Source organism: Halomonas sp. SpR1, assembly GCF_031010175.1.
Taxonomy (GTDB): Bacteria; Pseudomonadota; Gammaproteobacteria; order Pseudomonadales; family Halomonadaceae; genus Vreelandella.
The window spans coordinates 61,240-79,694 of the sequence record NZ_JAUAMB010000022.1 but is presented as its reverse complement, the minus strand read 5'-3'; the positions used below and the strand labels follow the sequence as shown (position 1 = coordinate 79,694).

General features: G+C 54.9%; 20 protein-coding genes. 8 read left to right on the top strand and 12 right to left on the bottom strand.

From position 1 onward, the window contains the following. The coding region (locus QT231_RS15665; protein WP_308337788.1) for an IS66 family transposase at positions 1–985 on the top strand (985 nt) is incomplete at its 5' end. Between the two features lie 134 nt (positions 986–1,119). Here QT231_RS15665 and QT231_RS15660 read toward each other — a convergent pair. After that, positions 1,120–1,416: a type II toxin-antitoxin system HigB family toxin gene (locus tag QT231_RS15660; RefSeq protein ID WP_308337787.1), complete on the bottom strand. Its 297-nt coding sequence runs from the start codon at positions 1,414–1,416 to the stop codon at positions 1,120–1,122. A gap of 230 nt (positions 1,417–1,646) precedes the next feature. Here QT231_RS15660 and QT231_RS15655 point away from each other — a divergent pair, with 230 nt between their 5' ends. Then, positions 1,647–2,135 (top strand): CreA family protein, encoded by a 489-nt coding sequence (locus tag QT231_RS15655; RefSeq protein WP_308337786.1) that lies wholly within the window; start codon positions 1,647–1,649, stop codon positions 2,133–2,135. 15 nt (positions 2,136–2,150) lie between these two features. On the opposite strand, the gene QT231_RS15650 is transcribed toward QT231_RS15655, so the two are convergent. From QT231_RS15650 to QT231_RS15640, 3 genes are all read right to left on the bottom strand, one after another. Beyond that, entirely contained in the window at positions 2,151–2,711 is a 561-nt protein-coding gene (locus QT231_RS15650) for a CAP domain-containing protein (protein ID WP_308337785.1), read from the bottom strand. Next, on the bottom strand, positions 2,704–3,192 hold the full coding sequence (locus QT231_RS15645; protein ID WP_308337784.1) for a pyridoxamine 5'-phosphate oxidase family protein: 489 nt from the start codon (positions 3,190–3,192) through the stop codon (positions 2,704–2,706). Before QT231_RS15645 ends, QT231_RS15650 begins: the two co-directional genes overlap by 8 nt. Positions 3,193–3,334: 142 nt before the next feature. Further along, entirely contained in the window at positions 3,335–3,724 is a 390-nt protein-coding gene (locus QT231_RS15640) for a lysozyme inhibitor LprI family protein (protein WP_308337783.1), read from the bottom strand. A gap of 141 nt (positions 3,725–3,865) precedes the next feature. On the opposite strand from QT231_RS15640, the gene QT231_RS15635 reads away from it, so the two are divergent. Beyond that, positions 3,866–4,126, top strand: coding sequence for a DUF333 domain-containing protein (locus tag QT231_RS15635; RefSeq protein ID WP_308337782.1), 261 nt, complete (start codon positions 3,866–3,868; stop codon positions 4,124–4,126). A gap of 37 nt (positions 4,127–4,163) precedes the next feature. Here QT231_RS15635 and QT231_RS15630 read toward each other — a convergent pair whose 3' ends face one another. Next, the gene (locus QT231_RS15630; RefSeq protein WP_308337781.1) at positions 4,164–4,481 is read right to left on the bottom strand and encodes a hypothetical protein; all 318 of its coding nucleotides are present in this window, start codon (positions 4,479–4,481) and stop codon (positions 4,164–4,166) included. A gap of 271 nt (positions 4,482–4,752) precedes the next feature. On the opposite strand from QT231_RS15630, the gene QT231_RS15625 reads away from it, so the two are divergent. Together QT231_RS15625 and QT231_RS15620 are read left to right on the top strand one after the other, a co-directional pair. Beyond that, the gene (locus QT231_RS15625) at positions 4,753–5,949 is read left to right on the top strand and encodes an FIST N-terminal domain-containing protein (RefSeq protein WP_308337780.1); all 1,197 of its coding nucleotides are present in this window, start codon (positions 4,753–4,755) and stop codon (positions 5,947–5,949) included. Continuing rightward, positions 5,949–8,030, top strand: coding sequence for an EAL domain-containing protein (locus QT231_RS15620; RefSeq protein WP_308337779.1), 2,082 nt, complete (start codon positions 5,949–5,951; stop codon positions 8,028–8,030). Before QT231_RS15625 ends, QT231_RS15620 begins: the two co-directional genes overlap by 1 nt. Positions 8,031–8,178: 148 nt before the next feature. Here QT231_RS15620 and QT231_RS15615 read toward each other — a convergent pair whose 3' ends face one another. From QT231_RS15615 to QT231_RS15590, 6 genes are read right to left on the bottom strand one after another with little or no spacing between them, the layout of a single operon-like run. Beyond that, entirely contained in the window at positions 8,179–8,460 is a 282-nt protein-coding gene (locus QT231_RS15615; protein WP_308337778.1) for an amphi-Trp domain-containing protein, read from the bottom strand. Next, positions 8,461–9,792, bottom strand: coding sequence for a metallophosphoesterase (locus tag QT231_RS15610; RefSeq protein ID WP_308337777.1), 1,332 nt, complete (start codon positions 9,790–9,792; stop codon positions 8,461–8,463). Between the two features lie 27 nt (positions 9,793–9,819). Beyond that, positions 9,820–10,509 (bottom strand): histidine phosphatase family protein, encoded by a 690-nt coding sequence (locus tag QT231_RS15605; RefSeq protein ID WP_308337776.1) that lies wholly within the window; start codon positions 10,507–10,509, stop codon positions 9,820–9,822. Beyond that, on the bottom strand, positions 10,509–11,633 hold the full coding sequence (locus QT231_RS15600) for an HprK-related kinase B (protein WP_308337775.1): 1,125 nt from the start codon (positions 11,631–11,633) through the stop codon (positions 10,509–10,511). The genes QT231_RS15605 and QT231_RS15600 overlap by 1 nt, the downstream gene beginning before the upstream one ends. After that, complete coding sequence (locus QT231_RS15595; protein ID WP_308337774.1) at positions 11,630–12,586, bottom strand: GAK system ATP-grasp enzyme; 957 nt, start codon at positions 12,584–12,586, stop codon at positions 11,630–11,632. Before QT231_RS15595 ends, QT231_RS15600 begins: the two co-directional genes overlap by 4 nt. Further along, positions 12,579–14,105, bottom strand: coding sequence for an aminoglycoside phosphotransferase family protein (locus QT231_RS15590; protein ID WP_308337773.1), 1,527 nt, complete (start codon positions 14,103–14,105; stop codon positions 12,579–12,581). Before QT231_RS15590 ends, QT231_RS15595 begins: the two co-directional genes overlap by 8 nt. Positions 14,106–14,301: 196 nt before the next feature. Between QT231_RS15590 and QT231_RS15585 the strand changes: the two genes are divergently transcribed. The 3 genes from QT231_RS15585 (at position 14,302) to QT231_RS15575 (ending at position 17,619) form a co-directional block, all read left to right on the top strand. Then, positions 14,302–15,537, top strand: coding sequence for a GAK system CofD-like protein (locus tag QT231_RS15585; RefSeq protein WP_308337772.1), 1,236 nt, complete (start codon positions 14,302–14,304; stop codon positions 15,535–15,537). Positions 15,538–15,541: 4 nt separating this feature from the next. Continuing rightward, entirely contained in the window at positions 15,542–16,522 is a 981-nt protein-coding gene (locus tag QT231_RS15580) for a GlxA family transcriptional regulator (protein WP_308337771.1), read from the top strand. A gap of 107 nt (positions 16,523–16,629) precedes the next feature. Further along, positions 16,630–17,619, top strand: a complete 990-nt coding sequence (locus tag QT231_RS15575) for an ABC transporter substrate-binding protein (RefSeq protein ID WP_308337770.1) — start codon at positions 16,630–16,632, stop codon at positions 17,617–17,619. Positions 17,620–17,628: 9 nt separating this feature from the next. On the opposite strand, the gene QT231_RS15570 is transcribed toward QT231_RS15575, so the two are convergent. Further along, the gene (locus tag QT231_RS15570; RefSeq protein ID WP_308337769.1) at positions 17,629–18,450 is read right to left on the bottom strand and encodes an alpha/beta hydrolase; all 822 of its coding nucleotides are present in this window, start codon (positions 18,448–18,450) and stop codon (positions 17,629–17,631) included. Positions 18,451–18,455: the final 5 nt, after the last annotated feature.

Here is an 18,455-nt window from a genome sequence, read left to right as displayed (position 1 = left end):
TATCGCGACGGCTAAATACCAGGACGCGCTACCGCTGTATCGGCAAAGCCAGATCTTTGCCCGCCATGGCGCCGAGATACCTCGCAACACTCTGGCACGCTGGATGGTACAGGTGGGAGAACGGATCACCCCACTGATCGACACGTTGCGCCAACACCTCTTAAACGCCCCGCTGATCCATATGGATGAGACGACGCTCCAGGTCAATCAAGAAGCAGATCGTGCCGCCAGTGCCACCTCATACATGTGGGTGCAGCGCGGTGGCCCGCCGGGCCAGCAAGTCGTCTTGTTCGACTACGCCGCCAGTCGTGCTGGACAGGTGCCCGTTGACCTGTTGGGCGCCTATGCGGGTCGCTTACTCACCGATGGCTATGAAGGTTATGCTGAGATCGTGCGGCGCAATGGGATCACCCATGCGGGCTGCTGGGCGCATGCTCGGCGTAAGTTCGTCGAGGCCCAGAAGGTGCAGCCCAAGGGAAAGACCGGCAAAGCGGACTGGGCGCTGAACCAAATCCGAAAGCTATACGGCGTGGAAAAACAGGCGAAGGGACTTGAGCCTGATGCGCGTCACACGCTGCGAGAACAGAAGAGCCGCCCTCTCATCGATCAACTCCGCACCTGGCTCGACAAGTCACTGGCCCAGGTGTTGCCCAAAAGCACGCTGGGTAAGGCCCTGCACTATCTAGATAACCAGTGGCCCCGCCTGACCCGGTTCCTGGACGATGGCCTGATCCCGCTGGACAACAATCCGGCCGAAAACGCTATCCGTCCGTTCGTGGTGGGGCGTAAGAACTGGCTGTTCAGCCACACCCCGAGCGGCGCTCATGCCAGCGCGGCAATTTATAGCCTGATCGAAACCGCGAAAGCCAATGGCCTCTCGCCCTACGACTACTTACAGTACGTCTTCGCCACATTGCCCACCCTAGACGATGATGAACTCAACACGCTGTTGCCCTGGCAGTGGAAAGAGACATTACCGGTCTAAGCGAAATCTGACTAGATGGGTTTAGTGGCTCGCTTACTCCGCTTCAGGAGTGCCTGGCTCAGCAGCCCAAAGCTCCTCAAGACGAGCAAATGCGCGCTCAAGATCGGCATCGTTATGGATAGGTTGAATGTTCATCATATTGTCTCCGCATCGACTTGATCGTACTGGGCATGGGTGCCAACGAAACGAACCCAGGCAATTTGCTGCTCATACCGAATGGAGAGTATGACTCGGTACTTGTTGCCGCCGATATTGAAAACAACTCGGCCGCCTTTCAGGATGCTGGCGGTTCTAATATCGGCCTTCAACTGTTGTGGCGTTTCCCACGATGCTCTGAGCATCATGTTGTACCACTCGGTTAATGGGGTCTTGGCGTCGTCATAGCCCTGCTCCCAAAACTCCTTCAGTGTGCGCTTTGCTATGACGCTCATGCTTTCTCCCATTTTGGGAGATTGTGGTTGCTTCCGTTTGGGGAGTAAAGCCTGAGTTCAATTAATTATAGGGCTTGTTTTCTTCCTGACAGGGACGCCAACCACCTTGCTCAATTAGTTTTTTCCTTGACCTCCACCTTCATTTTTCCACTCATTCCCCAACAACTACGCGCATCAGGTATCCTTTCTGCATGCCTACCCCCGGCTAACTAATCCCAAGGAAGTTGCCCATGTTGTTACCTAAACGCGTTGCTCTCACGTCGCTCATTGCCATGTTTGCGCTATTGCCACCCACACTATTCGCCCAGGATGCCCACATCGGTAGCGTGCGTACCGAGTTCAAGCTGCTGGGCCCGAACAACACCATTGAAGTAGAGCGCTTCGATGACCCGAAGGTTGAGGGTATCTCCTGTTATCTCTCTTACTCGCAGATTGGCGGGATCTCAGGTGCGGTGGGACTGGCTGAGGAAGCCAGTGAGGCGAGCGTGGCGTGTCGGCAGACGGGGGAGATTGTCTTTGATCCTGCTGATGTCGAGGAGCAAGAAGTGGTATTTACTCAGCGGCGCTCGATGCTTTTCAAGAATATGCGCGTCGTTCGCATGCATGATGCGGAAACACAGACCTTTGTGTACCTGACCTACAGCACCAAGCTGGTGGACGGCTCGCCTAAAAATGCGATTACGGCTGTCCACTACGGTGAGTTAGGAGGTGGGCAATAATTGACTTGTGGGCGCCTAGCGAGGATGGCCGAGCGTTTGTGTCCAGTAGGACGAATAGCGCGACTCCGAATTTTCGGCTTTCGCCATGCCCATCTCTGTGAAGGCGTCATTCATGATGTTTTGACAGTGGCCAGGGCTGTCTAGCCAGCCTTCCACCACGGCGGAAACAGAAGTGAGGCCAGCGGCGATATTCTCCCCCACGGCTTGCCACACGTAATCCTGATTGCCCACTCGTTGCTCGATTCCCGCGCCCTCCGGGCCGGTATGGCTAAAGTAGTCATTCTCGGCCATATCTTCGGAGTGGCTCTTGGCCGCTGCTTCAAGCTTGCAGCTCCATGTTAACGGCTCTGCGGCCTCAAACTGTTGATCGCCGCATTGTCGCGCCTGGCTACGCGCCTCGTTGATTTGAGACAGCATTGCCTGCTGCTGATCGTTGAGTTCGCATTCACCTTGACGGCTAGCATCGGCACTCTGGGGCTGATCACTGGCCCATGAACTGCCTGACACCAGGAGCGTGACGAGCATTAGACTGGAAAGCGCCCCGGCAGCGGGGCGCTTGGGTAGCAAGTTACCCACCGAACTTTTCATTCTCACCAAGGTTCGGGGTAGCATCCTTTTTGAGGTTGGCTTTGGCGATTTCGTAAAGCTGGAACGTCTTGCTCTCTTTGGCTTTCCAGTGCTCGCCCATCTCTACTTTAATTTCCAGCAGGGCAACGTCAGGGTCGTCTTTGCCTTCCGGGAACCAGGCGGCGATGAAGGGGTTCCAGTATTTCTCGATCAGCTCGCGGTTATCGGTCAGGTTGGCTTTACCCGATAGCGAAACGTAGACGCCATCTTCCTGGTCGGAGAAGCTAAGGCACACATCGTGATCGCTTTTGGTTTCAAATACTTTTTCGGCACTGCGGCGAGTGAAGAACCAGAGGGTGCCGTCGTACTCTTCCTGCACTAGATGCATCGGGCGAGCCCGGGGCATGTCGTGATCTAGGGTTACCAGCATGCCGACTTTAATATCTTTGATCATCTTCCAGATCTTCTGCTTATGCTCTGGGCTGGACATAATTTCACTTTCCTTATGAAATGGGTTTTCTATATGAACACAACCATCTTTATGTATATGGCCTGTACAAGGTTAGCTGCCATTCTCGATAACAGCAAACCGAGCCTCCCGCATGCCTCTCGGCAGATGCAGGCTCTTATTCCTAGGGTTGCATGAGTGCTTCGAGCTCATCTGCGCGATTGGTCGTTTCGGTTAGTACGCAAGAGTTGGCACTGATCCGCGCCAAGGTGCCACCTTCTGGGTTGGCATAAAAATCACAGTTAGCCTCCTTATACGCAATCCAAGCTCGCTGGGCGGTTAGCAGTTGCTCTTTACGACTATCACTCAACTGGCTGCGCAGTTGCTGGTAGTTGTCGTTGAGCCGCTTGTCTTCGCGTTCAAACTCTTCCGTAATGCATGCCACAATGTCCACGGTGGTGACCGCGCTTTCCAAACAAGCATCGTGAGACTGACGGGCTTCTTCACCATAAACGACAGCACTCGCCAGTAGGGTAGTGCTGAACAGGCAGAGCGGAAGTAGGAGGTGTTTCATTAGGCATTTTCTCTATTTCGGTGCTGACACTGAGCCGACACTGGGTTATTGGGATTGGCAACTTCGTCATTGTTCTACGAATATGAAGGGTAGTCGATGAATGGCTAGGACAATAGGCCCTAGGGACGAAGGAAAATCACAATGTCGGTATGTATTGGTAACCTATATCGCTACTTAGCAATTCCAGCAGTACTGGTGCTCGCGGGCTGTGCCAGCGGCGGGGGAGACCCACAATCTCAAAACCAGATGACCCAATACGCGGCTGAATATTGTAGAAGCCTCGGCGGGGAGAATGTAATTCGCGAAAGCAGCCTGGGCACGGGTCGTTATTGCCGCTTGCCGGATGGCCGGGTTGAAAATGAGTGGAAGCTATATCGTACTGAGCGTCTCGATAATGACTAGTTGGCGTTTTTTATCGCATTCTTGGCGGTCATTGTGATTAGCTGTTCTTGTCGGTACGCCGTTTTTTAAACCCAATCAGAAGCGCTAGCAGCCCGCACGCCAGCGCTGGCAGCAGCACATCAAGCACTGAGTCTAACGTCCACCCGTGCCAGACGCCTTCAAACATACCGACCGGTAGTGTTTCGCCCCATGCCCATCCACGGTGAATGCCTAGCCGGTATTCGTGCTGCGCGATCTCGCGCCCGAGCAGTATTGCTACCGGTATTACACCGGCCACACGTGCAGAAACAAGCGGCAGTAGTGAGAGCTGAATGATCAAAGCAATAATGACGTGCTCTAAATGTGTAACGTCCATTTTCACGCTCCCATCGTGTACATCACATCTTTTGGCGAGAGTAGTCGTGCTGCTTGCTTTGTCATGCACTCCTTTCAGACAAGTGTTAATTTAGCAACACTCTTAACGTGTGCGCGGCCTCCGCTAACTGAACGAAGGCAGCGAGTCAATGAGGGTAAAGTTTTTTCGAATCGGGCCGAAGTTTGTTGTGCATCTGTGTCGAGCATAATGAATCATTGATTCGAGGTTCTTCATGGCGTGTCTTATCCACTGATTAGGAACCCTCCGACGAATGCTCGCTGAAACGACAATAAGTACGCATGACGTTGCTGAAGACAGCTCGCGCTGGATGGGTGTTGGCCATTCAGCGCTGAATGACTCAATTGACGCGACTCGTGACGCTATTAGCCAAGCGGTAGAGGGGCGGCAACCAACGCTGGTATTGCTTTTCTGTTCTTCATCCCATGATATCACTTCTGTTGCCCGTACAGCGCAGGCAGAAGTACCCGATGGAACCGTGGTCGCGGGATGCAGTACGGCGGGGGAAATCTGTGGCCGTGGTGCAGGGCAAAACGGCTTGGTCGCTATCGCTCTAGGCGGGGAGGGCTTCACTGTCCGCGCTAGCGTCGGAGATCTCGGCACTGGCCCTCGTTCAGCAGGTCGAAAGGCGGCCCAGGGGCTGCTGGAGCTGGACAGCCCTTACAAGGTTCTGATGCTGCTTAGTGACGGACTCTTCGGCCTGCGCACGGAACTGATTCGTGGTGCTTATAGCGTGGCCGGTGCAACCGTACCACTGGTGGGCGGTACTGCTGGTGACGATATGAAACTGGTGAAAACATTTCAGATACATGGAGGAGAGGTGCTGACAGAAGCCGTGGTCGGTATTGCCATTGGTTCCACAGCGCCTATGGCAATTGCAACGGGTCATGGTTGTCAGCGAATCAGTGAGCCGGTTGTGGTCACCGAGAGTGATGGCACCTGGATTTATCGGCTCAATGATGAGCCGGCCCTTGACTATTTTCTCAGCGCCGTGGGGGCTCCAGCGGAGGCGTATAATAGCAGAGAAGCAATGCCATATAAGGGCCTCGAACATATGCTAGGGCTGTTGCGCCCTGGCGGTGAGGAGATTCGAGCCACGGTAGGGGCTGATTATGATAGGCGATCCCTGCTATGCGGTGACGTTCCCAAGGGCACTCTCGTGAGCATTATGCACAGCTCACAAGACTCTATTCTCGTCGGTACCCATCAAGCATGTGAGCATGCCCGAATTACCCTGGGTGAGCATGAACCTATAGGAGTCATCGCTTTCGATTGTGCGGCACGGTTTTGCCTCCTAGATGACGCTGGGCTCAAAAGTGAAATGAATATTATTGCTGACGCATTTCCTCAAGCAGCACTGGGTGGCCTGTATACCTACGGGGAATTTGCTCGCGTTAGAGGCTCACGTGGTTTTCACAACGCTACCCTGGCCTTATTGGTGCTGTCTTAATGGATTTCACGAAGGAGCTTCAATCAGCTCATCAATTGGTTGAGTTTTTAACCGCAATGAGCCGTTGTGAGACTGTCGAGGATGCTACGCGCACAGTCGCGGAACTGATTGCGGAAGAGTTCGATGCCGAAATTGGCGCCGTTATAAGCGCTGGCCGAGTGGTTGCTACCTTTGGCTTCGGCCAGCAACGTGTACCAGAGTCTTTGCTAAAGGCAGTAATGCCTGGCGTTGGTGAAATATGTTTTGACGGTATTGGCCCATGCCATACGTTGTCGGCGGAATGGCAAGCGGGAAGTGATGGACAGCTCACTGTGGCGAGATGCAACGAAGCATTCAATTATTCTGAGCGACATTTGTTGCTGGGCATGGCCGGTGCCTTCGGCTTGGCGCTTGATATGATTCGTGTACTTGAGCGTCAGCGGCATGAGAAACAGGTGCTTGAAGTACTGCTGGATATACAGCGGGCTATTTCTCATCGGGAACCGCTACCCAACGTTCTTGAAGCAATTACTAACGGTGCCAGCCAAGTGCTGTACGGCCGAGCAGTGTCGCTATTACTAGACGATGCTCAGGATCCAAGCCATCCGATCATCTCCGGGGCTGATCTCTCATCCGCCGCGAAAACCGCTAGCGCGAAGGTGCACATCCATGGCGTATCAGCCGGTACCTTGGTAGCTGAATTGGATCCCGAGACGCTTGATAATGAAGATGAGCTGGCGTTGCTGCATGCCTTTGCTGAGCACGCGAGTCTGGCGCTTGCCGATGCGCGTAGCCTGGAAGAGGTAGAGAAGGCTTTTCATGATCCACTTACGGGGCTTCCTAACCGCCGCCTATTCCTTGATCGACTGTCCCAGGCTCTTCGTCATGAGGAGTGCGGGGTTGCGGTACTCTTTATTGACCTCGACCGGTTCAAAGCCGTCAATGACACTCTGGGTCATGATGCCGGTGACGAGCTACTATGTGCTGTAGCAGAGCGGATAAGGGGCGTGATGCGTGCCGACACGACGATAGCGCGTTTCGGTGGGGATGAATTTGCTGCTCTTGTGCAAACTGACAGTGCATCTGAAAATGCTGCCGCTAGCGTCGGCAAGCGCATCATAGAGGTACTCAAGACCCCTTTCAGCTTGAACGGCCAGTTGGCTTATGTTGGGGCTACTGTGGGTGTTGCCCATTCCGAGGCACACTGCTTACAAGCCGATGCCCTGCTACGCAATGCCGATATTGCCATGTACCATGGCAAGGAGGCTGGACGCAATGTCGTCATCACCTATCACTCATCCATGGGCGAGGCGTTGCTTGAGCGGCAGGTACTGCAGACCGATCTGCAAGGTGCTCTTGGGAGTGGAGAGCTGCTTTTGCATTACCAGCCCATCGTGGATTTAAGCACCGGCCGCCCTCTAGGACTTGAGGCCTTACTGCGCTGGCAACACCCCTCTAGAGGTTTGATATCGCCCTCCGAGTTTATACCTCTTGCCGAGGAGACGGGGGCGATTGTCGATATTGGTCGTTGGGTCTTGAATCAAGCGTGCCTCCAACTAGCAGCATGGCGATGGATTGACACCAAGATGACCATAAGCGTCAACGTGTCGGCTAGCCAACTACGTGATAGCGACTTCGCTAGCGATGTTCTGGCCGCATTGCGGTTAGCGGGGCTGCCGGGGAGTGCATTGATACTGGAGATCACTGAAACGGCACTGTCAGAAGATATGGAACTGGCGCTAGAGACGCTTAGCGCTCTCAAGGATGTCGGCATATCGCTTGCGTTGGATGATTTTGGCACAGGCTACTCTGCACTTAGCCATCTTCGTATGCTACCGGTTGACATCATCAAGATCGACCGCAGCTTCGTTTCCTCCGCCTCGGAAAATTCTGGAAACGACCGCTTTGCTGCCATGATCGTCAGTTTAGGACACGCCTGCCAGCTTAGTGTCGTGGCCGAGGGAATAGAAGAATATGCACAATTACAAAGCTTTCGAGCATTAGGCTGCGACTTGGGGCAGGGCTACTTTTTTATGCATCCCGGTGACGCGGTGGCTGTTGAATCCTATCTTGTAGATTGGTCTCGTCAAACTGACGACTAACCCTGCTATTTAACTGCTGCTTGTTCCTTCGAAGCACGCACATACTGCATTTTCCAATAATTAAACGGAATTACCGTGCTTCTTAAAGCAATTATATGATGCTGGCGCTGAGCGTTGCAGGTATGTCAAGTGCTGTGGAGTCTAGCTCCTAGCGTTTATCCGCCTTGGTTCTAATTTTGGGGGGCGTATCGGAAAGCGCTTTCTCTTTGGTGCGCCATTTGATCTTTATTTCCACCTCCTGTTTATCGCCTTCATCGCTGGCGCGCAGGGAGATTTGCAGTAGCTGCTGGGGCGTAAGTAGCAGCTCACCTTCGCTTTCCTGGAAGGCTAGCTCACCCTTATGAATGGCATTGGCCAAGGTCACCAACAGTTCCTGGGTTGCCTGGCGATCCAGCAGCGAGTCGTGACTGAATTTGGTTTTAGACTTCATTTAGCGGGCTCCCACCAGTTTTCCTTTGCGGCTGGGTTTGAACACTTTTGCCTGAGGGTAATCGCAGCTTAAGCCAACCACACCGCGTTTTTTGTCGATTAACGTTACCCCCACACCATAGCCATCAAGCCCCTCGTTTTTACGTGAGTGGGCGTCCAGGGTGATATCGGCTTCAATATGGATAAGGCCGTTTTTAAGTGTGACCCGCTGGCCAAAGTGTTGGTTGATATGGCCGTGAACCAGCACCTGAATGCCCGCCTGCCGTGCGATGTAAGCGCCGCGGGGCGTGAGGGGAAGGTCGGCTTTGCGGTATTTGGTTCTAAACGTATTGGCCAGAGGGCCGTAATAGAAACTAAACAGGTTCTGGCTCATGAGGTTTTTTTTGAAAGCGCGGTTGGCGTACTTTACGCCGTGATTGGCGAGCAGTTCAGCCATATGGTCATCGAGACCCGCATGCAGAAACAGGAAGGAACCGCGCTTTTTGACCAGCCGCATGCGGCGGAAAAACCAGCTAAACTCCCCCGACTTTTTGAGGAACAGCGAACGGCACTTCATGGCGGCGGCGTAGACTTGGGTGAGCGATAGACCGTTTTTTGCACAGTGCGACTCGAAGCTCTGCGCTTTGGTCGTCATCTTACTGATTTCACGCGCTATGCCCTCGGGGGTGAGAAAACCTGCGGCATAGAAGGGGAAGTTATCGAACCAGTCGCTGCCTGGAAACAGTGCTTGTCGGCACGCCTCTTCGGACGGTAGTCCTTTGTCCCACTGGGTATCGGCCAGGTATTGATCGAACACCTCTTTGAACAGCGGCACCACCTTTTTACCCATGCGAACAAAGAGGTGTTGGCTACCGGCGTCAGTTTCGCGTTCCAACGATAGCAGCCCCATCAGCAGGCGCAGGTCATGGTTACCGGCCAGCAGAGTGACATCCGCGTTGAGGCGGTATAAGTGGGCCAGGCTGCGCAGCATCATCAGATTGCTGGGGCCTTTATCCAGGCAGTCGCCGCCCACCACGATGTCGGCTTTTTGGCCGAAGTCGGTTAGCACATATTCACATAGGTGGGCGCCGTCACGCTCGATGACACCTGCGGCAATCAGCGAGGCTTCAAATGCCTCGGCATCCGCATGGGGGTCGGAGATAAACACCACGGGCTTTTGGGGCCAGGTGAAGCCCTTTTTCTGGGTGCGCTTAATAAAGGTGCTTAGCGCCTCATCGTGATTGACCGAGGTGGAGTCATCGGGCCAGGGCGTCCACTGTGTGGGTAGGCGCGCCAGGATGGCGTTGTGATATGGTTGTTTGCTTACCTTCGGAAGAACATTGAACGCGGTCATGGAAGCCATCTTATAGGTCGCTATGGTTTAATCGAGTGGGTCAGCCGACTGACGCTGTTTCCAGTTTCCGTACAGTCGGCTCCAGCCTTGGTGATGCCGCTCGAAAACGACCGGATGACCATGAAACATACTTAACCGTTTAATATCGCTGAAGGGTATGACGTTTAAATGATAGGCCGCGTGGCGAATGGAGGCGCCGTGGCCCACTATCAGTTGCAGTTGCTTACCCGCAAGCCGTGGCGATGGCGGTAAAAGCGTTTGTAGATGGGCAGCGACCCGCTCGCCAGCGTCTAGCAGGGACTCCGCCCCATCGAAAGGCAGCCTGAAATCACTGGTTGATTTCCAGCCCTTGGGCAAGGGCGCAAGGCGGGGGTCAAGGGTAACGATACGTTCTATTTCCTCAACACTAAGGTTGGCCAGCGCTCCTACGCTGCGTTCACATAGGGCCGAGAAACTGCGTAAGCGGGGTGGCTCAGCAAACAGCGGTGTGAGCTCTTCGCGGTAGATATCGGCCGTTTGCCAGGCTCTTAATAGCGTCGAGCAGTGTATCTCGGCACTGAGCTGATAGCCGGACGTCGCTAGCCACGCGCCGAATTGCCGCGCCTGCTCTCGAACCTCGTGCGCACCCTTTTCCGTAAGGGGGTAGGGCTGCAGAGCGCTGGGCGTATCCGCCAGCTGTGCATACTCGCCGTGGCGAATCAGCGCCAGCGCCACCATTAGAGAATGCCCTTAGCTTGGAGTAGCGCAACGGCCCGCGCAAAGTCGATGGCCCCGGTGAGGCGCAGTACTTCAACGCCCGCTAGATTATCGGCATAAATCTCGGCCGATTGGGGTTGCTCGGCTGGAAAGCTGCCATCCGCGCGCTGAAAAAACGGCCCTGGGCTTTTGCGTAAACCCTCCAGGGCTTCGGGTGTGGTAGCGATATCCACGCTACTTAGCGCTGTGGGGGCCGTTGAGTCTAGTGCCCAGTCCAGCAGGATCAGCTGTTTCAGTGTGCCGGATAAGGTGGTTTTGTCTGCACCGTAGGCGTTGGGAATCAGCACATCGTACTTCTGCTCGATATCCCATAGCTGGCTTCTGGGCATGCGTTCAAAACGGGCGCGCTCCTGCGCGGGCAGTATGTCGGTCAAGCGTGGGGAGTTGAGCAGCGTACCCGGATTAACGCGGGGATGTTTGGCGACACCGAGCACGCTTACCTGGCCGTTTTCGGGTTTAAACAGAATCCGGTCATTGGAGAGAAAACGCGCCTTGGCGGTTTCCAGCGCTTTCAGCATCAGGGTGGATTTTCCGCCACCGGAACTGGCGGCAATGGCCGTAACCTGGCCATCGATCTCGACAGCCGAGGCGTGGCCAAGCAGGTAACCATTGCGTTGATGGTGATTGAGAAACTGGTTGTTAATAAAGTTGATGACTTGTGAAGGGTGCTGGTTTAAGTCGCCTATGGCCACCGGCGCCGTTAGCGATTGGAATAGCACCATCCCGGTGCGTACTTTATGAATCCAGCGCCCTTGGGGCGTATCCACGTAGGCCTCTTTCAGGCCTTGCGCGCTGGTTTTGGCCCGTTTTACCGCTGTCCACTCGCGGCCACTGATATTTGCTTGCTGATCCAACAGCCATACCGGCAGTTCAGGCTGGTTAACGATATGGGCTTGTTGCGGGGACAAACCTGATGCAGTTAAACCAGACGCCGTTAAACCTGAATAGTACCCCTCAAGATGGTCAAGAATGGCGGGGTGGTCGGCCAGCACGCGCACCGTTAAGCCACTGAACGTCAGCGGTAGCGTGTAGCGACAGGCGGCCTTAGCCTGAATGATGTGCTGGTCGTCAAAAAGGTTGATCATTCGCCTGCCTCTGCTGCCTCAGCTGCCTCAGCTGCCTCAGCTGCCTCAGCTGCCTCTGCTGGTTCTGCCTCAAGTTGGCTTAGCACATAGTCACCCAGCTTCTCGGCGGCATCGATACCACAGCCTTTCTTCGCGCCGCTAAATCCGCCAAAGGCGGAGACTTCAAACACCACAGGGCCTGCGTCGGTCAGGGCAATGTCCACAGTGGTGAAGCTTAGGTCGAAGCATGCCTGGGCCTTGCGGCCAAGCTCAATCAGTTCAGGGCTGGCGTCATAGGGTTGATATTTGCCCCCGCTGTGTATCGTCGTGTTCCAGGCTTTGCCATCGCCGACACGGGCATAGGTGCACAGGTACTCGCCGCCGAGAAACACCATACCTAAATCCTGACCGCCCAAATTGACGAACTGCTGAAGGTAAAAAAGGCCATGCTTAGCTTTAAACTTTTCAAGCTTTTGGCTGTTGGTTTTTACACCGTCTGCCGCTTTTAGCACCACCATGCCGCGGGCTTTGGTTGAGTAGAGCGGCTTTAGGATTGCCTTGCCGAACGTTTGAATCGCCTCCAGCGCTGCATCAGTGCTCTCAGTAACTCGGGTTGCGGGCAGCGGGACGCCGCCGGCTGCCAGGGCGGCGGTGCCCTCAAGGCGATTAATCAAGCGGCTTACCTGGTGTGGGCTGCTAAAGCAGCGCACACCATTCGCCTCAAGGCTGCTGAGCATGCGGAGTCGGTCGTCTGCGGCGGGTGAGTAGTCTGCGCTTATTTTTTTGATGATCACCCCATCAAGGGCGTTGAGCAGGGTGTCTCGATAACGCAACTGGCCGGTTTCCAGTTCCAGCACGACGTCCGCCATATCGACGACGCAGCGGTAGCCGGTGCGCTGCTCTAAATGATTCGCCAAGACCTCGGTTGACCATTTGCCAGGTATCCCGATAACCGCAATGCGCTTATTAATCACTAAAAATATCCTCTAGGGGAAGCCGGTACTTCTCAATTTTTTCAGGGTTTAGAAGCGTTACGGCTTCTAGTAGGTAGCTCGCTCTAAGGGCGAGTCTGGTGGCAAAAGGTTTGTCATAAATAAAGCGTGTGGAGGTGGCAAAGGAGCGGCCTAAGGCGATCGCTAGCCGGGCGTCAAAGCTTGTATCGTTATTCTCCTTGGCAAACCGGCGAGCAAACTGATAGAGCTGCCTGATTAATGCCATTAATTCGGTTCTAGGGCCAGCATCCATAATGGGCAGCCGATAAATCGACGCCATCAGTACGGATAGATCCTGGACATAATCGGAGTAGGAGGCGCGGTGCAGGTCAATAAAGTAGATGCGATTTTTGAGTTCATCAAAAATCACATTGTCGACGTTAAAATCGCCGTGGATCAGCACGGAAAAGGGCGCTCGGAGCTCGCGCTCCAGGGGCTCCACGCGATCAATTAATTCATCAAAACTGGGACGGGGCAGCCCGCAAATAGTCTGGCGTTCATTAAACAGCGTCGGGTGCGTGTGGCGGGTTTCCGGCATGCGTTTACGCAACTGCTGCATATACTCAGGTTGAGCGGGTTCAGGGGTGCGCGAGCTCTTCCAGATTTTTCTCAACGTCCGCTGGAGTGTGCGGATAAGTTGCTTGGCTGATTTCCACTGGCCGTTTAACAGCAGGGATTCAAGCGTCTGGCCAGGAAGGTGTTCGATGACCATCGAGCCCAGCTCATCTCCCTGCGCCACATGGTGCGAAAGCACCGTGGGCGCCACCTTGGGGTAGACCCGCTTCCATTGATCAACCCCGTAAAGCTCTTCAATGACCTTCTGGCTTTCACCCTCTTTGTAGACGGCCATCATTTTGCCAGAAGCGGCGTGCTCGGCTTTCAGTGTGGCGATGGTGCTGCCGCTGCGGGTAAGCGCCAGTCGTTCAACGCTAAAGTCGTCGCCCTGGGCGGTCATTGCGTGGGCGGCGTTTTGCAGCTGCTTATAGTTTTGCAAGCGCACGGCGGGGCCGAAGTTGGCGGCGAGTAGGGCGTCGGCGAGCTCTGAAAGGAGATGGATCATGCGGTGAAGCTGAAAATCCATCACGGCGCTGTTTTTGACGCCTGAACTGTCAGGGGCGAAAGCGGTCTTTAAACGCGTGGTTATTTTGGGTATTCGACGGCCTATTTTAAGGCCTTGACGAATGTTCGCGTCGTCGATGTTGATGATCACCAGCTTCAATGATTTGCCTACCAGCCGAATCAGCTTGGCGTACTCTTTTCGCGACTTATCGGGAAGCTGTTTTAGCGCCTTGATCGCGGTGAACTCAAGGCAGGCTTGGCCAAGCTGGTCAAGCAGTCGGGCTAAGCGCTCAAGGGATTTGGATTGTTGAAAACCCTGTCCATCGACTTTGCGTCGCTGCACATCCATGGAGACGGCAAGCTCGACCTTCTCCAGCAGTGTGCTTCTATAGCCTTTGCGATTGATTAGGCGCTGAGCGAGAGATTCACTAGACTGATTCACATAAACTTCAACTAACTCGAAGTGATTTTCAACTTCGAATCGTAGAAAATAGAAATGCTCCAAAATCGACGTATTGATACGCTGCCTCACCGAGATAGAGTGCGCTTAACTTGAATAGCCACTGCATTTAGTCTCATCAGTATAAATAACCGTGCCGTCATTTACGTTACATGTTTCTTACGGTTCAAAGAGTTGTATGAAAAAAAGTCGTTTTACCTGTGGCCGGATGTGCCTGCCCCGTGCGCTTGATAGAGGGTGGGATCTGCGCCTGGCCAGATACCGTAAAGCCCCCGAACTGGGGCCGAAAATACTCTTCTTCAGTGGCGGTACGGCACTGAAAGGCTTTTCAGAGGTATTGACGAACTATACCCATAACTCCATTCATCTGGTGACGCCGTTTGATTCCGGGGGCAGTTCGTCAGAATTGCGCCGGGCCTTCGCGATGCCTGCCGTGGGCGACTTGAGAGCACGCCTGCTGGCGCTGGCTGATGACTCAGTGACTGGCCACCCTGAGGTGGCGGCGCTTTTTTCCCATCGGCTAGCGGCACAGGGGCGGGACGAGGCAGCGGTAAAGGCAACACTTGAGCAAAACCTGCAGGCCCTTGTCAGTGCTAAGCATCCACTGCTTAAGGCGATCGCTGAACCCATGCGATCACTGATCCAGAGCTATATCGCCGCCTTCTACAAACATATGCCAAAGGATTTTAACCTCGCTGGCGCCAGCGTGGGGAACCTTATCTTGACCGGCGGCTATCTGATTCATGAACGCTCCCTGGATCCAATCGCCTTCCTATTTGGTCAACTGATCAAGACTCGCGGCACCGTTCGCACCACGACGGACGCCAACCTTCAACTGGAGGTGTTGCTAGAGAATGGGCGAAAAATTATTGGCCAGCACCGCTTTACCGGCAAAGAGACGGCTGAGATTGATTCGCCTATTAAAGTGATCAAATTAACCGGTGAGGCGGATGACATCGATACCCTGGATGCCTCCAGGGTGTGCAAAGAGACCCGTAATCTCATCGATTCGGCAGAGCTGATCGTCTTCCCACCGGGCAGTTTTTACAGCAGTGTCATTGCCAACCTGTTGCCCAAGGGAGTGGACAGGGCATTGGCTAAGAACCCGTCAGCCAAGGTCTATGTGCCGAGCCTGGGGACGGATCTTGAAACGCTTGGCATGACGTTGGTGGATCAGGTTCAAGTGCTCAATGCGCACTTGTCTGGCACACTCGAGCCCCTATCGCCTAAGCAGTCTTCCATTGATTTTTTACTGTTTGATTCGCAGCTGTTGAGTGTTTCTCCCCAACAGATTGAGACGATCCGCGATGAAATGGGGATTCAGGTGATTGACCTGGATCTTGCGCCGGAGAACGCTGACAGCCACCGTTATGATGACGTTAAGCTGGCTGAAGCACTGCTTGGGTTGACCTGATTTCATGCGTCTTAATTATCAAGGCCCGTTGCCTGAAATGGTCGGATTTTTACTGCTGCCACAGTTTTCCATGATGGCCTTTTTTGCGGCGGTGGAGCCGCTGCGAATTGCCAACCGCATTGCCCATCGCCCACTGTTCGACTGGACATTAATAAGTGCCGACGGCGGGCCAGTGACGGCGTCTAACGGCATGACCCTGATCGCCGATCAGGCAACGGCGGAGGTGCACCATTTGCCCTCGCTGGCGGTGTGCAGCGGCTTTACCCCCGAAGCGCATCTCACCCGGCCGTTAATGGCCTGGCTGCATCAGCTGGATCAGGCGGGGTGCTGTTTGGGCGGTATCGATACCGGGGCGTTTCTGCTCGCCGCTACAGGATTGCTAAAGCACGAGCGGGTGGCGCTGCACTGGGAGAGCCTGCCCGCCTTTCGTGAGCGCTTTCCGGGCATTGATACCACCGATGAGCTTTATGAGTTGGGTGAACGGCGCTTCTCCTGCGCAGGCGGGGCAGCGGCGATGGATATGGCGCTGGAAGTGATTGCGCGGCGGCATGGGGCGAAGCTGGCCATCGATGTCTCTGAGCAGCTTATCCATGACCGGATCCGCACCCGCAGCGATCAGCAGCGTATGGCGTTGGTGAAGCGCTTGGGCACGCATAACCGGCGGGTTGTGGAGGCAGTGGCGCTAATGGAGCAGAACCTCGAAGAGCCGCTCACCCTTGACGAGATAGCCAGTCGGGTAGACGTATCGGTGCGCCAGCTGCAGCGCCTGTTCGAGCAGGAACTCAACGTAACTCCGCGCCAGTGGTATTTGCAGCTGCGCGTTAAGCGCGCCCGGCGGTTATTGGCAGAGACCGACTTAGCGGTATTGGCGGTGGGCGTGGCCTGTGGGTTTAGTTCCTCATCGAGCTTTGCGCGTACCTTTCGTGCCCATTACGGCTACTCGCCCCGCCAAGTTCGGTCTGGCATGGCGGAAAAAGACCTTTAAAGCGCAAAGTGTGTCGCTTAATGTCTGATAATCGTCGCCTAGTGTCTAGTAGTAGGGGAGAAGCCGCGCATACTAGCTAAACCCAACTAATAAAGAGGTTTAGCCACATGTCGGCCACTGCTATCACTTCCAGCTCTACCACCAACTCTGCCTCCACCAACTTTACCACTACCAAGACGCTGTCGTTGACAGCGGGCTTTTTACTCTCTGCGTTTGCTGCTACACCTGCCCTGGCGGAGCTTGATGAACTGCGCTTTGGGGTGCCACCATGGCCTGGGGTTACGGTTAAGTCCGAAGTGGCCGCCCAGCTACTTGAGGCCATGGGGTACGAAACCCGCCAGCAGGATTTAGCCGTGAGCGTTATCCTGGAAGGCTTATCGCGTAACGACCTGGAAATCTATTTAGGCGGCTGGTATCCCGTTCAGACCGACATGGTCGAGCCGTTGGTGGCCGACGGTAAAGTGGAAAAAGTGGTTTCCAATATCCGCGGTGCCAATTCCGGGCTAGTGGTTCCTCAATACGTATACGATGCGGGTGTCACCACAGTTGCTGAGCTGGCTGAACACCATGACCGTTTCGATGGTGAAATCCAGGGCATTGAAGCGGGCACCGGCATTAATGATGCCATTCTCAACGCCATTGATAACGACCTTGCCGGGCTAGGCGATTGGCAGCTTCGCGAAAGCTCAACGTCGGCCATGCTGGCCCAGGCTGAGCAAAAAATGGCTGATGAAGAGTGGGTGACCTTTGTCGGCTGGGAACCCCACTGGATGAACGTGAGCTTCGATTTGGCCTATTTAGCCGATAGCGATGATGCGGGCGTGGCTTCCATTGAAAGCACGGTATGGACGATTACGCCTGCCAGCCTGGCGGACGAAGCGCCGCAGGTTCACCGTTTCCTGTCACAGTACGTGATCGATATCGAAGACCAGAACGAGTGGGTACACGAGTACAGCTACGAAGATCGCCCGGCGGATGAAGTGGCCCATGAGTGGATAGGCAACAACCTGGACACCGTGGCGGAGTGGCTCGATGGTGTCGAAACCCGCGATGGCGAGCCCGCCATTGAGCAGGTACGGAGCCAATACGACACTTAAATTGTGCCGTTAGCGATTAAGTCGCTGCTTGAGTGCGCGGCAGAAATCCTGCCACGCACTGCTCATTTCGGGTAGCTGCGATTGGGCGTGAAGGGCAGCGTGAACCATCTGTGGCGCACAGCGATAGCCCACTGAAGCGCCCTTTGCTCGCCAGTTGGCCACTGTGGCTTCGATGGGCTGAGTTAGCGGGTCGTGCTCTACCGTCAGGATTTCAATGCTCTGGGCAGGAGAGCGGCGATCCCGCTGAGTGGCGATAATCTCAGGGCACTGTTCGCGAATACTGAGCACATCGTGGCGCGAAAGCAGTGGGGCATCTTCACCTAGGCAGGCTGAAGAGATTTCGCCGACGGGTGGATAGACTAACCCCAGCGGTGGCGCTTCACTCAGGGGGTGGGCCAGGTCGATAGCTAAGCGCCCGCCTGCACTGTCACCCACCAGCGCGACGGGTTGAGCGGCTGTTAACACCGCTTGGCAGTCTGCCAGCATAGTGGGGTACTTTACCTCCGGTGCCAGCCGGTAGTTAACGCTTACCACTTCTCGCTCAAGCTGCTGTGCCAAGCTGGCAGCGGTGCCATGGTGGCTATCGGTTGAACCAATGGTAAAACCGCCGCCATGTATAAACAGTACGCAACCAGGCGCTTGCGGCTGAGGAGTAAAGCGGCGCACGCTAACACCATTGATCGTGCCGTTTTCGACCCGCATACCGGTGGGGTCGGGTGGGGCGAACGAACGGCAGAGTTTGTCGTAGGCGCGCCTTGCTTGGGGCAAGGGCAGTTCCTCCATGACGGTCAGCCCGGCACTAAAGCGCTGAATAAAAGCATCTACGTTCATCGCTA

What these genes read in the sequence shown, in the direction of transcription:
- QT231_RS15620 (WP_308337779.1), top strand. Translation starts at nt 5,949, where the DNA reads ATGGATTTCACGAAGGAGCTTCAATCAGCTCATCAATTGGTTGAGTTT.
- QT231_RS15615 (WP_308337778.1), bottom strand. Translation starts at nt 8,460, where the DNA reads ATGAAGTCTAAAACCAAATTCAGTCACGACTCGCTGCTGGATCGCCAG.
- QT231_RS15635 (WP_308337782.1), top strand. Translation starts at nt 3,866, where the DNA reads ATGTCGGTATGTATTGGTAACCTATATCGCTACTTAGCAATTCCAGCA.
- QT231_RS15580 (WP_308337771.1), top strand. Translation starts at nt 15,542, where the DNA reads ATGCGTCTTAATTATCAAGGCCCGTTGCCTGAAATGGTCGGATTTTTA.
- QT231_RS15660 (WP_308337787.1), bottom strand. Translation starts at nt 1,416, where the DNA reads ATGAGCGTCATAGCAAAGCGCACACTGAAGGAGTTTTGGGAGCAGGGC.
- QT231_RS15585 (WP_308337772.1), top strand. Translation starts at nt 14,302, where the DNA reads ATGAAAAAAAGTCGTTTTACCTGTGGCCGGATGTGCCTGCCCCGTGCG.
- QT231_RS15605 (WP_308337776.1), bottom strand. Translation starts at nt 10,509, where the DNA reads ATGGTGGCGCTGGCGCTGATTCGCCACGGCGAGTATGCACAGCTGGCG.
- QT231_RS15645 (WP_308337784.1), bottom strand. Translation starts at nt 3,192, where the DNA reads ATGTCCAGCCCAGAGCATAAGCAGAAGATCTGGAAGATGATCAAAGAT.
- QT231_RS15655 (WP_308337786.1), top strand. Translation starts at nt 1,647, where the DNA reads ATGTTGTTACCTAAACGCGTTGCTCTCACGTCGCTCATTGCCATGTTT.
- QT231_RS15570 (WP_308337769.1), bottom strand. Translation starts at nt 18,450, where the DNA reads ATGAACGTAGATGCTTTTATTCAGCGCTTTAGTGCCGGGCTGACCGTC.
- QT231_RS15575 (WP_308337770.1), top strand. Translation starts at nt 16,630, where the DNA reads ATGTCGGCCACTGCTATCACTTCCAGCTCTACCACCAACTCTGCCTCC.
- QT231_RS15610 (WP_308337777.1), bottom strand. Translation starts at nt 9,792, where the DNA reads ATGACCGCGTTCAATGTTCTTCCGAAGGTAAGCAAACAACCATATCAC.
- QT231_RS15630 (WP_308337781.1), bottom strand. Translation starts at nt 4,481, where the DNA reads ATGGACGTTACACATTTAGAGCACGTCATTATTGCTTTGATCATTCAG.
- QT231_RS15640 (WP_308337783.1), bottom strand. Translation starts at nt 3,724, where the DNA reads ATGAAACACCTCCTACTTCCGCTCTGCCTGTTCAGCACTACCCTACTG.
- QT231_RS15600 (WP_308337775.1), bottom strand. Translation starts at nt 11,633, where the DNA reads ATGATCAACCTTTTTGACGACCAGCACATCATTCAGGCTAAGGCCGCC.
- QT231_RS15625 (WP_308337780.1), top strand. Translation starts at nt 4,753, where the DNA reads ATGCTCGCTGAAACGACAATAAGTACGCATGACGTTGCTGAAGACAGC.